The sequence below is a fragment of the Arthrobacter sp. 10N44_2 genome (genome assembly GCF_056394385.1).
The window spans coordinates 56,234-71,996 of sequence record NZ_JBFTHT010000008.1; the positions used below are offsets into that span (position 1 = coordinate 56,234).

A 15,763-nucleotide genomic window follows, 5' to 3' on the forward strand; every position below is an offset into this window, starting at 1 on the left:
CAATGGAGGTCATCATGGCGATTTACGTCGCAAAGCGCCTGCTCATGGCGCTGGCCACCGTACTGGTGGTCGCGGTGCTGGCGTTCCTCTTGGTGCACGCCATGCCGGGCAGCCCCGGCGCCGTGTCCCTCGGCGCCGGCGCCACCCAGCAAGCCATTGACGAGGTCAACAGCCGGCTCGGCTGGTCCGATCCGCTCCCCGTCCAGTTCTTCCGCTGGCTCGGCAGCGCCGCGCAGGGAGACTTCGGGGTGTCCCTGATCGACGGCCGGTCCGTGAGCGCCGACCTGGCCAGCCGGCTGCCGGTGACGGCGGCCCTCGCGGCCGGGGCCACGGTCCTGAGCGCCGTGCTCGGCATCGGTCTTGGCGTCACGGCAGCCGTCCGCGGCGGCGTGGTCGACCGGATCGTCGGAGCCGTCTGCGGCCTCGCCGTGGCGCTGCCGGCCTTCTGGATCGGCATCATCTTTGTGTACCTCTTCGCCGTCCAGTCCTCGGTCTTTCCGGCCACCGGCTACGTCCCCTTCGAGGTCTCACCCCAGGACTGGGCCCTGTCCCTGGCCCTGCCGGTGATCACCCTCGCCGTCGGCGGTGCGGCGTTCATCGCCCGCCAGACCCGGGCATCCATGCTGGAGGCGCTGCAGCAGGAACATATCCGGACCCTGCGCGCAACGGCCACCCCCACCTGGAAGATCCTGTACGTCCACGCCCTGCGCTATGCCAGCCTGCCGATCGTGGCCGGGATCGCCCTGCAGTTCATCGGGCTGTTCGGCGGTTCGGTGATCGCGGAGCAGCTCTTCGCCATGCCGGGCCTTGGCCAGGCAGTCCAGACCTCCGTCAGCACCCACGACGCCCCGTCCGTGCAGGGCGTTGTGGTGGTCGCCACCGTTGTGGTGGTGGCCGTGAACCTCGTGCTGGAGCTCGCCACCAAGTTTCTCGACCCGAAGTTGCGTGCCTCATGATCCCTTCCGTTGCCCCCGCGCCCGTCCCCGCCACCGCGAATGCGGAAGATACAGGCACAGGCGGAGCCCCACCCGCGAACACCGCCACGGGCCGGCCCGGTCCCGGCCCCGGTCCCAAAACTGGCGTCGGCCGGAGGCCTGCCCACCGCCTGTTCGCGGCGCCAGGTGCCGTGGCCGGAGTGCTCTGGCTGGCGGTCCTGGTGCTTGCCTCCCTCACGGCGCCGTGGTGGCTGCCGTACAAGACCGAGGACCAGGACTTCGCCGCCATCCTGTCCGGCCCCACTGCCGCCCACTGGCTGGGCACCGACGAACTGGGGCGGGACCTGCTCAGCCGCATCTTCGCCGCGGCCGCCGGCACCCTGGGGACATCGCTCATCACGGTGATTGTCGGCGTCGGACTCGGCACCGTCCTGGCGATGGTCGCCGCCGCTGGACAACGCACCGAAGGGCCGATCAGCCGCGTCACCGAGGTCATGATGTCCTTGCCCGGTACGGTGATCATCCTGGCGGTCATCGGTGCCGTGGGCACGAACATTCCCGTCGTCATGGCGATTCTGGGCGTCCTCATCTCGGCCGGCATCTACCGCGTGATGCTGGGCCAGGCCACCGCGCTGCAGTCACAGCTCTATGTCGACGCCGCCAAGGTGGACGGCGTGAGCACGCTCGGCATCAGCCTGCGGCACGTGCTGCCCGGGTTGAACACCACGATCGTGGTGCAGTCCGCCCTCATCTTCGCGGTGGGCATGCTGATCCAGGCCGGCCTGGCGTTCATCGGATTTGGGCCGCCCATCCCGCAGCCCAGCTGGGGCGGCATGATCCAGGGCGCATCCCAGCACGTCTACGACGCCCCCTGGCTGATGGTCCCCACCGGTGCGGTCCTGGCGCTGACGGTCCTCGCGGCCAATGCCATCGGCAACGCCCTGGGGAAAAGCCCGAACGCGGCCGCCTCCCACCTGCCCTCCGCCGCTGACCGCCGACGCCGGGCCGCTGCGTCCGCGGCTGCGCCGTCGACCGATGCCGCCGCGCCGTCCACCGATGCCGCCGCGCCGGACGCGGCCGGCCGGCTGAGTGTCCGCGGGCTCTCGGTGGGCGTCGACGCCGGCACGCCCCTGGTCACGGAGGTCTCCTTCGACGTCGAACAGGGCACCGTGCTGGGGCTGGTGGGCGAATCCGGCTGCGGCAAAACCATGACGGCGTTGTCCCTGCTGGGCCTGTTGCCCTCGGGCGTATCCGTCACCGGAGGCCAGATCCTGTGGAACGGCCGGAACCTCGCGGCCGCCACGGAAAATGAGCTGGCCGGCGTCAGGGGACGGGAGATCGCGCTGATCTCCCAGGAACCCATGCGTGCCCTCGACCCCATGTTCACGGTCGGCTACCAGCTGGTCTCCGCCATCCGGCGCCTGCGGGGCATGGGCAAAGCCGAAGCACGCACCGAAGCCCTGAGCCTGCTCGAAAAGGTGGGCATCGTGGACGCCGCGCGCATCCTCACCACCTACCCGCACCAGATCTCCGGCGGCATGGCCCAGCGCGTGGCCATCGCCCTGGCCCTGGCCGGCAGTCCCCGGCTGCTGGTCGCCGACGAACCCACAACGGCGCTGGACGTGACAGTGCAGGCCGAGATCCTCTCGCTGCTGCGGGCACTGGTCAAGGACACCGGCATGTCCGTGGTGATGGTGACACATGACCTCGGCGTAGTGGCCGACATCTGCGACACCGTGGCCGTGATGTACGCCGGCCAGGTGGTGGAAAGCGGCCGGACCGCCAACATCCTGGACAACCCCCGCCACCCGTACACCCTGGCGTTGCTGGCCGCCGACCCGCACGCCAACACCGCCGAGGACATGCCCGAGCGGCTCGCCACCATCAACGGCCAGGTGCCGCAGCCCAAGGACTGGCCGGGCGGGTGTCGGTTCATGGCGCGTTGCCAGTTCGCCGGCTCGGCCTGCGTGGCGCCGGTCCCGCTGGTTCCCTCGGGCTCGGACGACGGCGGGGTGCGCTGTGTCAAGGCCGACGAACTGGCCGTGGAAGGCCTGGCCTGGGTGGCCACCGAAGTACCCGCCCACCGTGTCCTCGACATTCTTGAGATGGACAGCACAGTTGAGATGGACAGCACAGTTGAGAAGGACAGGACATGAGCATCGAAACAGCGGTACGCCAGGGCGGAACAGCGCAGGCTCCCGAGCAGCCGCTCCTGGACGTGGTGGACCTCGTGGTCCGTTACGGCCGGGGCCGGAAGGCCGCCGCCAGACCGGCCGCGGTGAACGGCGTGAGCTTCAGCATCCGGCCCGGGGAGACCGTGGGCCTGGTGGGGGAGTCCGGCTCCGGAAAGTCCACGATCGGCAAAGCCATCCTCGGCCTGGAAAAGAGCAGCGGGGGTTCGGTCAGCTACAACGGCACGGACATCACCCACGCCAGCCCCGCACGGCGGCGTGAACTGGGCGGCGAACTCCGGGCCGTGTTCCAGGACCCGAACTCCTCACTCAACCCCCGGCAGAGCATCGGTACCTCACTGGCCGAACCGCTGCGGATCCGTGGCGTGGCCGGCCGGGAAGCCCGGCAGCGCGCCGAGGACATGCTGGCCAGGGTGGGACTCCCGCGCGAGGCCGTGGACCGCTTTCCCGGCCAGTTTTCCGGCGGCCAGCGGCAGCGGATCGCCGTCGCCCGGGCACTGATCTGCGAGCCGAAACTCGTGGTGTGCGACGAAGCGGTCAGCGCCCTTGACCTCTCAACGCAGGCCCAGGTCCTGAACCTCCTGGCCGACCTCCGGGACGAGCGGGGGCTGAGCTATTTGTTCATCGCCCACGATATCTCCGTGGTCCAGTTCCTCGCCCAGCGCGTCGTGGTGCTCTACCGCGGCCAGGTCATGGAAAGCGGCCCGGCGGCAGCCGTCACGGAGTCGCCCCAACACCCCTTCACCCAGGCGCTCGTGGCGGCCTCGCCCGTGCCCCGCCCGGCGGAGCAGGCCGAGCGGCGGCAAAAACGCGAAGCACTGGGCGTGCGGACCGCGGCGGCCGCCGCTGCCGCTCCCGGCGGCTGCCCCTTCAGCCAGCGCTGCCCGCTGGCCACGGACTTGTGCCGGACCGAACGGCCGGCCCTGCGGAAGGTGGGCGCGTCCGACGTCGCCTGCCACTACGCCTGAGCGGCACCGGTCCCGAGCCTGATCCCGCGGCACCAGCGGTACCGAGCAAATCCCACAGCATGGCAACTCCCCACAAGAATGGACGACACCACATGACCCCCGCACCCTGGTCCGCCACGATGATCGCGCCGGATCGAGACTTCGACGGCGCCCCGCTTCTGCGCAAGGAATTCCGGCTGGACGAAGGCCACGGACCCGTGAAGCGCGCGCTCCTGCGGGCCACGGCGTTCGGGATCTACGAGGCGCAGATCAACGGCGTCCCCGTTGGTGAGGACGTGCTGAGTCCGGGCTGGAGCTCGTACGAATGGCGCCTGCGCTACCGCAGTTACGATGTGACCGCGCTCGTGGGCCCGGCCACGGTGATCGGCGTCGCGCTCGGCAACGGCTGGTACCGCGGACGCCTGGCCTGGCACGGCAAGTCGGGCCTGTACGGCGATGAGCTCGGGTTCTTCGGGCAGCTGGACATCGAATTCGCCGACGGCCACGTCCAGTCGGTCGCCTCGGACACGTCCTGGCAGTCCGGGCCCTCGGGCACCACGGCCAACGATCTTTACGACGGACAGCGCATCGACGCGCGGCGGGAACCGGCAGGCTGGGCCCGGCCGGGCTTCGCCGCGGACGCAGCCGGTCCGGAGGCCTACGCTGCCGCTGTGGGGGCCGGCGCCTGGACTGGGGTCCATGCCCTGGAGTTCGACGCCGGCCGGCTGGCGGATCCCGTCGGGCCGCCGGTGGTGCGCAACGAGGTCATCAAACCGGTGGAGGTCTTCACCTCACCGGCCGGCAAGACGCTGGTGGATTTTGGCCAGAACCTGGTCGGCTGGCTGCGCTTCACCGTCCAGGGCGACGCCGGCGCCACCATCACCGTGCGCCACGCCGAAGTCCTCGAGGACGGTGAGCTGGGCACCCGGCCGCTGCGCTCGGCCGCCGCCACCGACACGTTCATCCTCTCCGGCGCCAAGGACTTCTTCGAACCCAGCAAGACCTTCCACGGGTTCCGCTACGCGGAAGTATCCGGCTGGCCCGGCGAGCTGACGGCGGAATCCCTCGAAGCCGTGGCGGTGCACTCCCGGCTTGAACGCACCGGCAGCTTCGAGTGCTCCAACCCGCTGGTGAACCAGCTGCACCGCAACATCGTCTGGGGCCTCAAGGGCAATTTCCTGGACCTCCCCACCGACTGCCCGCAGCGCGATGAGCGGCTCGGCTGGACCGGGGACATCGCCGTGTTCGCCCCCACGGCCGCCTTCCTCTACGACGTCAAGGGCTTCCTGCAGGACTGGCTCCTCGACCTCGCCGCGGAACAAAAGGCTGCCGGCGGACTCGTTCCCATCACCGTGCCGGACGCACTGAAGTACTGCCCCCAGCCGCCGGAATTCCCGGCACCGGAATCCTCTGCCATCTGGAGCGAGGCATCCGTGTGGGTTCCGTGGGCGCTGTGGGAGGCCTACGGCGACGACACCGTCTTGAAGGACCAGTACGACTCGATGGCCTCCCACACCCGCCGGGTAGAGGGACTGCTCTCGCCCGCCGGGCTCTGGGATGAAGGCTTCCAGTTCGGCGACTGGCTGGACCCGGACGCCGCGCCGGACCAGCCGTGGGCGGCCAAGGCGGACACCGGCGTCGTCGCCACAGCGTGCCTGTACCGCACGGCGTCCATCACCGCGCGGACGGCTGCGCTCCTGGGACACGACGCCGACGCCGACGCGTTCGGCCGCCTCGCCGAACGGGTCAAAGCGGCCTTCAACACCCACTACGTGGCCGCCGACGGAACCGTGCACAGCGACTGCACCACGGTCTACGCGCTGGCCATCGCCTTCGACATCCTGCAGACCGGCCGGCAGCGGGAGTTTGCCGGCAACCGCCTCGCCGAACTGGTACGGAACAACAACTACCGCGTCTCCACCGGGTTCGCCGGGACCCCCTTCATCACCGGCGCCCTGGCCGATACCGGTCACACTGACGCGGCGTACAGGCTCCTGCTCGAACAGGAATGCCCCTCATGGCTGTACCCGGTGACCATGGGGGCCACCACCGTCTGGGAACGGTGGGACTCCATGCTCCCGGACGGCGCCATCAACCCCGGCGAAATGACCAGTTTCAACCACTACGCGCTCGGCGCCATTGCTGATTGGTTGCACAAGTACGTCGGTGGAATCCGGCCGCTCGCCCCGGGCTACTCCAGGGTGCTGATCGCGCCCCTGCCCGGCGAGGGCATCGATTGGGCCAAGACCAGCCTGCGCAGCCCGCACGGCACCATCGCCGTCGAGTGGCGGACCACCGGCGACGGGGTGCTGGAAGTCGAAGCAAAAATCCCCGACGGCGTGGAGGCGGAGATCAGGCTGCCGGGGCAGGACGGCCGAAGCGTGGGGGCGGGCACGCACCGCCTGACCGCCGCCGCCACCTCAGCGGCCGTCGCCTCCTAAATTCCACCCAGCGCCGTGTCAACCAATGAAACTGCGCTGTCCGGGCGCGCCGCCGCAAACCCATGCTGATAGCTGACGAAACCAACGATCAGGAGCACCAACGAATGACCTCCACGAGCTTTGACGCCGACGTCGAAGAAACGATCCGCACCCTGCCGGTGGCAGAGAAAGTCCGGCTCCTGAGCGGCTCCGGCCTGTGGCACACCCAGGCCGAGCCGCGCCTGGGACTGCCGAAGATCACGGTTTCCGACGGGCCCGTCGGCGTCCGCGGCCACCGCGACACCGAGGCAGCCGGCTCGGTGAACCTGCCGTCCGCCACGTGCCTGGCCTCTTCTTGGGACCGGCGGCTGATGGCGCGGGTGGGGAAGCTGCTGGCGGCCGAGGCGCGCCGTCAGCAGGTGGACGTGGTGCTCGGCCCCACCATGAACCTGCACCGTTCACCGCTGGCGGGCCGGAACTTCGAGTGCCTGTCCGAGGACCCGCTCCTCACCGGTGAACTGGCGGCCGCGTACGTGGACGGCATCCAGGGCCAGGGCATCGGCGCCTGCCCCAAGCACTTCGTCGCCAACGAGGCCGAGACCGAGCGGACCACCGTCAACAACTTGCTCGACGAACGGACTTTGCATGAGGTGTACCTCGCACCGTTTGAACGCGTCGTCAGGCAGGCCCGGCCCTGGATGATCATGGCGGCCTACAACGGCGTGAACGGCAAGGCCATGACCGAAAATCCCCTCACGGAGAACCCGCTCAAGACCGAATGGGGATTCGAAGGCGCCGTGGTCTCGGACTGGCACGCGGTGTACTCCACCGTGGACTCCGCCCTTTCGGCCACGGACCTCGCCATGCCGGGACCGGAGAAGCTGTGGGGCGACGGGCTCGTCGAAGCCATCTCCGCCGGTCTGGTCCCCGAGGCCGTGATTGACGAGAAAGTGCGCCGGCTCGTCACCCTGGGCCGCCGGGTCGAGGAGGGCCGCCGGAACGAACCCGCGGCACCCGAAGCCGGCGCCGCCGTGGCCCGGGAGGCCGCGGCGGCAGGATTCGTGCTGCTGGAAAATCCGGCCGGCGTCCTTCCCCTCTCGCCCGGGGACCTCACCTCCATCGCCGTGGTGGGACCGGCGGCGCTGGATCCCCGGACCCAGGGCGGCGGCAGCGCCTCGGTGTTCCCGGCCTACACGGTGGCGCCCGCCGCGGGGCTGCGCGCGCGGACCGGCGACGGCGTTCGGCTCACGACCGTCCAGGGTGCCTGGCTCTCCGGGGGCCTTCGCGAACCCCGGAACGCGGAATGCCACGCCCCGGGCCAGGGGGAGGGAAGCGTCCGGCTGACCTGGCGGGGGCCCGCCGGCACAGTTGCGGAGGAATACGGTCCCCGGACCACGCTCACCCGGGGCGCGGGCGCCATCCCCGCCGGCGCCACCGCCGTCGACATCGAAACGATCTTCACGCCGGACGTCTCCGGCACCTGGAAGCTGGGATTCAAGGGCATCGGCCGCGCCAGCCTGGAGGTCGACGGCGACGCCGTGGCGGCCGCCGACTCGCGGGACCGCTACGCCGACGTTGAAGCCGTGCTGATCGGCGCGCCGGACGAATCAGCCGGCGTCGTCCTGTCCGCCGGAACCCCGGTGCGACTGACCTTGCGCTACACCTGGCATCCGGAGGCCACTTTGTTCCGCGTAGGGCTGGCCATCGACGAACCCCGGGAATCGGCGGACCGCGAGATCGCCAAGGCGGCTGCCGCGGCCGCCGCCGCCGACGTCGCCGTCGTGATGGTCGGGACCTCCGGTGCCGTCGAAAGCGAAGGCTTTGACCGGACCTCCCTGGCGTTGCCGGGCCGGCAGGACGACCTCGTCCGCGCCGTCATCGAGGCCAACCCACGCACCGTGGTGGTGGTCAACGCCGGCGCCCCGGTGGAGATGCCCTGGCGGAACGACGCCGCGGCGGTGCTCCTGGTCTGGTTCCCGGGCATGGAATTCGGAAACGCCCTGGCCGATGTGCTGTTCGGCGACGCCGAGCCCGGCGGCCACCTGCCGACCACCTGGCCGGCCGCCCTGGCCGATGCCCCCGTCCGCGACACGCACCCCCGGAACGGCCAGCTCGAGTACACGGAACGGCTGGATGTCGGCTACCGCGGCTGGGCAAGACAAGCCGCGCAAACCACGCAGGCTGCCGCTCCGGCGTATTGGCTCGGCCACGGACTGGGCTACACCACCTTCGCCGTGGAGGGGTTCGCGCAGCTGGAGGAAGCGGCACCCGGGGAGGACGTGCACACCGTCCTGACGGTCCGCAACACCGGTGCCCGGGCCGGAAAATACCTGGCGCAGATCTACGCCGACGCCCCGGAAACGGACGTGGACCGGCCCGGGTTCTGGCTGACAGGCTTCGCGACGGCCCTCATCCCCGCCGGGGAACGCCGCGACATCCGGGTCACACTGCCTGGGCGGTCTTTCCAGCACTGGGACGCCGGGCGCGGCTGGTGCGGGGAGGAGACAACCTTCAGGATCGCGCCCGCCGGGCACGCCGGCGACGCGCGCGACGCGCTCGCCGGACCCCTCGCGGCCTCCGTCAGGCCGGCGGCGTCAGTCCCCGCCCTCGACGGGACGAGGTAGGCAGCCGTGAACCAGCCCACACACCTGCGCGTTGAGCACCTCAGCGAGGCCTTCGGCATCACCACCACCCGTCCCCGGCTCAGCTGGACCCCGCCGGAGGGGACGGTGCGGCAGAGCGCCTACCAGATCACCGCCAGCAACGGCTGGGACACCGGCCGGGTGGAATCGGGAACCCACCGCCTGGTGCCCTACGGCGGCCCGGCGCTGGGCTCCCGGGACCACTTTGAATGGACGGTGCGGACCTGGGACCTTGCCGCGGACGGCAGCGAGTCAGCCTCAAGGTGGGCGGACCCGATGCCGGTCGAACTGGGCCTGCTGCACCCCGCCGACTGGGCCGCACAGTGGATCGGCCCGCGCGAGGCCGCCATCCCCGCGGCCGGCGAGCGCCCGGGCTACGCACTGTCCACCACGTTCGAGCTGGACGCGGTCCCGGACTCGGCCCGGGCGTACGCCACCGCCCACGGGATCTACGAGCTCTTCATCAACGGCCACCGGGTAGGCGACCAGGAGCTCACCCCGGGCTCCACGAGCTACCACAGCACCCTGCAAGTCCAGACGTTCGACGTCGGAACGCTGCTGCAGACCGGCAGCAACACCGTCACGGGCGTCCTCACCGACGGCTGGTACCGCGGCACGTTCGGGTACACGCGCGACGCCGACATGTACGGAACCACGACGGCGCTGCTGGTACAGATCGAGCTGGCATCCGCGGCGGGTCGGACGGTGGTCGGGACCGATGACACCTGGCTGGTGGAGCCGTCCGAAATTGTCAGCGCGGACCTCATGGCCGGGCAGCGTGTCGACTTCCGTGCCGCAGGCGTTCGCTCCGGAAGCCGTCGCGGGCACGCTGTGCTCCGTGACGGCAGCTTCGAAACACTGACGGGTCCCGTCGCACCGCCCACCCGCGCCGTGGAGGACATCGCCCCGGTGTCCATCACCCGGCTGGCCAGCGGCCACCAGGTGGTGGACCTGGGCCAGAACATCAACGGCTGGGTGCGCCTGACCCGGCTCGGCGCCCCGGGCCACGCCGTGACGCTGGTGTACGGCGAAGCCCTGGACGACGCGGGCGAGGTCACGCAGGAGCACCTGCGGCCGCACGATTTCCGCAACCCGGGCCAGTTCCTGTCCGCCGGGCAGATCGACTCCGTGGTGTCCTCCGGCGCGCCCGGCGAAATTTTCGAGCCGCGCCACACGACGCACGGCTTCCGGTACGTTTCGGTCCGCGGGCTGGCGGACCCGCTGGAACCGGGGGATCTCGTGGGCCGGATGGTGCAGACCGACCTCGAACGCGTGGGCACGTTCAGCTGCAGCGATGACCGGCTCAACACGCTGCACGGGATCGTCGAGTGGAGCTTCCGCGGCAACGCCTGCGAGGTCCCCACGGACTGCCCGCAGCGGGAGAAAGCCGGCTGGACCGGCGACTGGCAGGTGTTCGTGCCCACCGCGGCCTACCTCTTCGACGTTGCCGGCTTCTCCCGAAAGTGGCTCAATGATGTCCGGGCTGATCAGTGGGACAACGGAGTGATCGTTAACATTTCGCCGTCGGCGGGCCCGGACGCCACCGCGGCCGATCACATGGCCTTTGTCAACGGCTCGGCCGGCTGGGGAGACGCGATCGTCCTGGTGCCGTGGGAGATCTACCGGGCCACGGGTGACACGGCCATCCTGGAACAGAACTGGGAGGCCATGAACCGCTGGCTCGGGTTCATCAGCAGCGCGGCCGGAGGCGCCCGGCACCCGGCCCGGGCCGTCACCCGACCTACGCCGGAACCACACGAGCAGTTCCTCTGGGACACCGGCTTCCACTGGGGTGAATGGCTCGAACCCGACGGGCCGGAACCGGACCTGTTCGCGGCCAGGTCCGCCGACCACGGCATCGTGGCCACCGCCTACTACCGGCACTCCGCCGCCATCATGGCCGGGATCGCCGCCGTCCTGGGCAAGGACACGGAGGCCGCCGCCCTGGCAGAGTTGTCCGCCAATGTCCGCGACGCCTGGGCCCGCGAATACGTCAATGACACCGGGCAACTGTTCGACCCCAGCCAGGCAAACTGTGTCCGGGCACTCGCCTCCGGCCTTGTCGCCGACGAGCACCGGGCGGCGGTCGCGGCGCAACTGGCCGGCCTCATCCGGGACGCCGGCACCCACCTGGGCACCGGGTTCCTCGCCACCGCAGACCTGTTGCCGGTCCTTGCCGACAACGGCCACCTTGACCTGGCCTATGAGCTGCTCATGCAGGACACCGAACCGTCCTGGCTGGTGATGGTGGACCGCGGCGCGACCACCATGTGGGAAGCCTGGAACGGCATCGGCCCGGACGGCACAGCGCAGCAGTCCCTGAACCACTACAGCAAGGGCGCCGTGGTGTCCTTCCTGCACCGCTACACCGCCGGACTCCGGCAGGCGCCGGGGAGCGCGGCCTACGAACAAATCATCATCGAACCGCGCCCGGGCGCCGGCCTCTCATCCGCCAGCACATCCCACCGCGGCCCCCAGGGCCTGGTTTCGGCCAGCTGGCGGATCGACGACGGCGGGCTGACCCTGAACGCCGTCGTCCCGGCCGGCACCAGCGCCGAAGTCCGCCTGCCCGGCCGGGCGGGAGCCGTCGTCGGGCCCGGAACGCACACCTTCTCCGTCCCGTACGGCCCGGCCGTCCCGGCATCCCTGCCCCACCTCACCAGGAGCGCACCATGACCTTAATCGAATCCCCAACGACTGACACCGAGGCAAGCCCCGACGCCGCCGCAGGGAAGGACGGCCCGCCTTCTGGTCCAGCGTTACCGGCGTTCCCTGCCTTCGACGGCCCGGGCACGGCCGTGCAGGTATCCGAGGTCTCCGCGGTACACCGCGAAGTCAGCTACGCCCGGACCGTCGGGTTCCGGCCGCTGAGCATGGACATCTGGCTTCCGCGGACGGCCGGGGGTCCGGTGCCGCGGCCGGTTCCGCTGGTGCTGTGGGTCCACGGCGGCGCCTTCCAGCTGGGGGATCGCCGTGAGCTGCCGCCCACGTTCCCCGCGGACTCCGTCTTTTCCCGGCTCAACGCGGCGGGGATCGCCTGCGCCACCGTCGACTACCGGCTGGCCCTCGAAGCCGCCTTCCCGGCCCAGCTGCATGACCTGAAAGCGGCGGTCCGCTACCTCCGCGCGCACGCACAGGAGCTGCGGATCGATCCGGAACGCTTTGGCGCCTGGGGCGAATCGGCCGGCGGCCACCTGGCCGCGCTGCTGGGCCTGACCGGCAGCCGCGAAGACCTCGAGGGCGGACTCGGGGCGCAGGGACACTCCAGCGCCGTCAGCGCCGTCGTGGACTTCTACGGCGTGTCCTCGCTGCCCCTCATGCCCCCGATGCAGCTCCCGGCCGGCCTCCTCACCGGACCCATGGTGGCCGCCGTTCAGGCAGGCATGAGCATGGAACCGGGACCCATGCTCGTTGGCGGCTCCAGCGACCCGGACCGGCTGGCGGCCGCGAGTCCGCTCGGCCACGTCAGCGCCGGGGCGCCGCCGTTCCTGCTGATCCACGGCGACAGCGACGCCCTCGTGCCCCTGTCCCAGAGCGAGCTCCTCGCGCAGGCCCTCAGCGCCGCCGGCGTCCGCAACGACGTCGTCGTCATCGAGGGCGCCGACCACTGCTTCTTCGGCGCAGAAGACCGGATCGACAGCATCCTGGATACAGCCATCACCTTCCTCTCCAACGAATTGAGCCAGCCATGACCCCCGCCACCGCCCGGTACCCGTACCAGGACGCCACTTTGCCGGTCGGGCAACGCGTCCAGGACCTGCTCTCCCGGCTCTCGCTCGAGGACAAGGCGGGCCTGATGTTCCACGGCGCGCTGCCGTTCGCGCTCGGCACCGGCCCGGCCGTGGAGTTGATCGGCGGGCGCCGGATGAACCACTTCAACATCATCGGCGCCGCAACCCAGGCCAGGGAACTCGCCGAATGGCACAACAGCATCCAACGTCTCGCCCTGGACACCGGCTGGGGCATCCCGGTCACGCTCTCCACGGACCCGCGCCACGCCTACACCGACAACCCCGGCACCGGGGCCCTGGCCGGGCCGTTCTCGCAGTGGCCCGAGGCGCTCGGCTTCGCCGCCGTCGGAGACCCCGACGCCGTGGAAGAGTTCGCCGATATCGCCCGGCAGGAGTACCTCGCCGTCGGCATCCGGGCCGCCCTGCACCCGCAGGTGGACGTCTTCACCGAACCGCGCTGGTCCCGCGGCGCGGCCACGTTCGGTGAGAGCGCCGAGCTCGCGGCGGAGCTGGTGGGCGCCTACGTCCGCGGCTTCCAGGGCGACGCGTTCGGGACAGCGTCCGTGTCCACCATGACCAAGCATTTCCCCGGCGGCGGCCCCCAGCTCGACGGCGAGGACCCGCACTTCAGCTACGGCCGCGAACAGGTCTATCCCGGCGGCAACTTCGACTATCACCTGCTGCCCTTCCGGTCCGCCGTCGCCGCCGGCACACGGCAGATCATGCCGTACTACGGCATGCCGGTCGGCACGGAATACGAGGAAGTGGGCTTCGCCTTCAACAAGCGCATCCTCACGGAACTCCTGCGCGAAGAACTCGGCTTCGGCGGGATCGTCTGCTCGGACTGGGGCATCCTCACCGACGGCGACATCTTTGGCAGGGTGTTCCCGGCCAGGGCCTGGGGCGTGGAACACCTGACACCGCAGGAACGGCTGCTCAAGGCGCTGGACGCCGGCGTGGACCAGATCGGCGGCGAAAGCTGCGTCGACCTCCTGACCGGCGCCGTCCGGGCGGGCAAGCTCAGCGAAGACCGGCTCGACGTCTCCGTCCGCAAACTGCTGGAGGAGAAGTTCCTCCTCGGGCTCTTCGAGAACCCCCTCGTGGACGCCGCCGCCTCCGACTCCGCAGTGGGGACCCCGCAGTTCCGCGCCGCGGGCCGGGCCATGCAGCGCCGCTCCTACACGCTCCTGGCCAACAAGGACGTCGACGGCGGCCCCGTCCTGCCGCTCGCCGCCGGCGCCAGGGTCTACCTCGAAGGCATTACGGCCGCGGACCTGGGGCCGGGCTTCATCCCGGTTCCGACGCCGGAGGCCGCGGACCTCGCCATCCTCCGGCTGGGGACCCCGTTCGAAGTCCGCGGCGAGGGCTTCGAATCCTTCTTCCACTGCGGCAACCTGGCCTTCGCGCCGGAGGAGATCGAACGCGTCACCGCCATCTGCCGGGCCGTCCCCACGGTGATCGACATCAACCTGGAACGGCCCGCCGTCCTGCCCGAAATCGCCGACCACGCCGCGGCCCTGCTGGCCAACTACGGATCCGACTCCGATGCCCTGGCGGACATCCTCACCGGGCGTGCCGTGCCGGAGGGCCGTCTGCCGTTCGACCTCCCGCGGTCCATGGCCGCCGTCGAAGCCTCCCGGGAAGACATGCCGTTCGACACCGAGGACCCCGTCTTCCGCTTTGGCCATGGACTGTCCCTGCCCCGGTCCGGACGCGCCGGCGCGTCCGGGGCCGCTGCGGGGGCCGCTACCGGCACGGTTGACAGTGTCGACTTGGGGGCGCCGCTGCCCTGGGCCCGGACCGCGACCGGGTCCCGGCCATGAGCCTGGACCCGGACCTGGCCGGCGCCCTGCACCACCTGGCCGGAGCGGGCTCGATCACTGACCTCCTGGGCCAGCCCGGCGGCCTGGACCGGCTCGAGGCCTTCAGCGGCGGTGCCGTGCCCTACCAGGCTCCAGCCGTCCGTTTCCGGGAAACCGGGGCGCGCGGTCCGAACGGGACCGTCCCTGTCAGGGTCTACGGCGGCGCCCCGGGCCATGACGGTCCCGCGCTCGTGTGGATGCACGGCGGGGGATTTGCCGGCGGCGGGCCGGAGATGCGCGAAGCGGACCAGCTCGCCCGGGAAGTCGCCGCCCGCAGCGGCGGCGTGGTGGTGTCCGTGGACTACCGGCTGGCCCGCGACGGCGTCCACTTCCCCGTCCCGCACGAGGACGTCCTGGCCGCCTGGCTCTGGACCGTGGAGCACGCCGCGGAGCTGGGCGCCGACCCCGACCGCGTGTGCCTGGGCGGCGCCAGCGCGGGCGGCAATCTCGCCGTCGGGGCCGCGCTCTTCCTCAAGGACGCCGGCCTGCCGCTGCCGGCCAAACTGCTGCTCGCGTACCCGTTCCTGCACGCCGACCTGCCAGCGCCCAGCACCGGATCCAACCCCGGTTCCAGCACCGCTTCCAGTCCGGCATCCGGCGCCGGTTCCGGGCCCGGTTCCGTCCCGGCGCCGGACGTAGCCGGCGTGCTCGAGGGGCTTCCGCGGCTGCTGCGCTTCACTGCCGATGACTGCCGCGCCCTCGTGGAGAACTACATCGGCGGTCCTGTCGCCATGGCGTCCTCCTATGCCATGCCCGGCAACGCGGACCCCTCCGGGCTGCCGCCCGCGGCGATCATCGCATGCGAATACGACGACCTGCGGCACTCGGCAGAGGCTTTCGCGGCAGAACTCCGGCGTGCCGGAACCGACGTCGACTTCCGCCTCGAAGCCGGTGCCGTCCACGGCTATCTCAACCATTCCGCGGGGCTTAGGATCGTGCAGGACGGCCTCGCCTTCCTGGCCCGGGCCCTGGTGGAGGCAAAGCCGTTCCAATGATTGAAATGCCCGGTGCCGGCACGGCCCGGTATCCGACAC

The 15,763-nt window shown here is 70.8% G+C and carries 9 protein-coding genes; all 9 read left to right on the forward strand.

All coding sequences use genetic code 11. The annotated features are described in order from the left end of the window. Window positions 1–2 precede the first annotated feature (2 nt). The 9 genes from AC1DBX_RS10690 to AC1DBX_RS10730 all read left to right on the forward strand — a co-directional run bounded on the left by AC1DBX_RS10690 (window position 3) and on the right by AC1DBX_RS10730 (window position 15,724). Window positions 3–956 (forward strand): ABC transporter permease, encoded by a 954-nt coding sequence (locus AC1DBX_RS10690; protein ID WP_476849541.1) that lies wholly within the window; start codon window positions 3–5, stop codon window positions 954–956. After that, complete coding sequence (locus AC1DBX_RS10695) at window positions 953–3,091, forward strand: dipeptide/oligopeptide/nickel ABC transporter permease/ATP-binding protein (protein WP_476931719.1); 2,139 nt, start codon at window positions 953–955, stop codon at window positions 3,089–3,091. Before AC1DBX_RS10690 ends, AC1DBX_RS10695 begins: the two co-directional genes overlap by 4 nt. Then, the gene (locus AC1DBX_RS10700) at window positions 3,088–4,095 is read left to right on the forward strand and encodes an oligopeptide/dipeptide ABC transporter ATP-binding protein (protein ID WP_476931720.1); all 1,008 of its coding nucleotides are present in this window, start codon (window positions 3,088–3,090) and stop codon (window positions 4,093–4,095) included. The genes AC1DBX_RS10695 and AC1DBX_RS10700 overlap by 4 nt, the downstream gene beginning before the upstream one ends. A 92-nt stretch (window positions 4,096–4,187) precedes the next feature. Beyond that, a complete protein-coding gene (locus AC1DBX_RS10705; protein ID WP_476931721.1) occupies window positions 4,188–6,515 on the forward strand; it encodes an alpha-L-rhamnosidase in 2,328 nt (775 codons plus the stop codon). A gap of 104 nt (window positions 6,516–6,619) precedes the next feature. After that, window positions 6,620–9,118 (forward strand): glycoside hydrolase family 3 protein, encoded by a 2,499-nt coding sequence (locus tag AC1DBX_RS10710; RefSeq protein ID WP_476931722.1) that lies wholly within the window; start codon window positions 6,620–6,622, stop codon window positions 9,116–9,118. A 6-nt stretch (window positions 9,119–9,124) separates the two neighbouring features. Then, complete coding sequence (locus tag AC1DBX_RS10715; RefSeq protein ID WP_476931723.1) at window positions 9,125–11,812, forward strand: family 78 glycoside hydrolase catalytic domain; 2,688 nt, start codon at window positions 9,125–9,127, stop codon at window positions 11,810–11,812. Next, window positions 11,809–12,828, forward strand: coding sequence for an alpha/beta hydrolase fold domain-containing protein (locus AC1DBX_RS10720; protein WP_476931724.1), 1,020 nt, complete (start codon window positions 11,809–11,811; stop codon window positions 12,826–12,828). Before AC1DBX_RS10715 ends, AC1DBX_RS10720 begins: the two co-directional genes overlap by 4 nt. Then, a complete protein-coding gene (locus tag AC1DBX_RS10725; RefSeq protein ID WP_476855994.1) occupies window positions 12,825–14,690 on the forward strand; it encodes a glycoside hydrolase family 3 protein in 1,866 nt (621 codons plus the stop codon). The genes AC1DBX_RS10720 and AC1DBX_RS10725 overlap by 4 nt, the downstream gene beginning before the upstream one ends. Beyond that, entirely contained in the window at window positions 14,687–15,724 is a 1,038-nt protein-coding gene (locus AC1DBX_RS10730; protein WP_476858655.1) for an alpha/beta hydrolase fold domain-containing protein, read from the forward strand. The genes AC1DBX_RS10725 and AC1DBX_RS10730 overlap by 4 nt, the downstream gene beginning before the upstream one ends. The last annotated feature ends 39 nt before the right edge of the window (window positions 15,725–15,763 follow it).

What these genes read in the sequence shown, in the direction of transcription:
- AC1DBX_RS10690 (WP_476849541.1), top strand. Translation starts at nt 3, where the DNA reads ATGGAGGTCATCATGGCGATTTACGTCGCAAAGCGCCTGCTCATGGCG.
- AC1DBX_RS10705 (WP_476931721.1), top strand. Translation starts at nt 4,188, where the DNA reads ATGACCCCCGCACCCTGGTCCGCCACGATGATCGCGCCGGATCGAGAC.
- AC1DBX_RS10730 (WP_476858655.1), top strand. Translation starts at nt 14,687, where the DNA reads ATGAGCCTGGACCCGGACCTGGCCGGCGCCCTGCACCACCTGGCCGGA.
- AC1DBX_RS10695 (WP_476931719.1), top strand. Translation starts at nt 953, where the DNA reads ATGATCCCTTCCGTTGCCCCCGCGCCCGTCCCCGCCACCGCGAATGCG.
- AC1DBX_RS10700 (WP_476931720.1), top strand. Translation starts at nt 3,088, where the DNA reads ATGAGCATCGAAACAGCGGTACGCCAGGGCGGAACAGCGCAGGCTCCC.
- AC1DBX_RS10725 (WP_476855994.1), top strand. Translation starts at nt 12,825, where the DNA reads ATGACCCCCGCCACCGCCCGGTACCCGTACCAGGACGCCACTTTGCCG.
- AC1DBX_RS10720 (WP_476931724.1), top strand. Translation starts at nt 11,809, where the DNA reads ATGACCTTAATCGAATCCCCAACGACTGACACCGAGGCAAGCCCCGAC.
- AC1DBX_RS10710 (WP_476931722.1), top strand. Translation starts at nt 6,620, where the DNA reads ATGACCTCCACGAGCTTTGACGCCGACGTCGAAGAAACGATCCGCACC.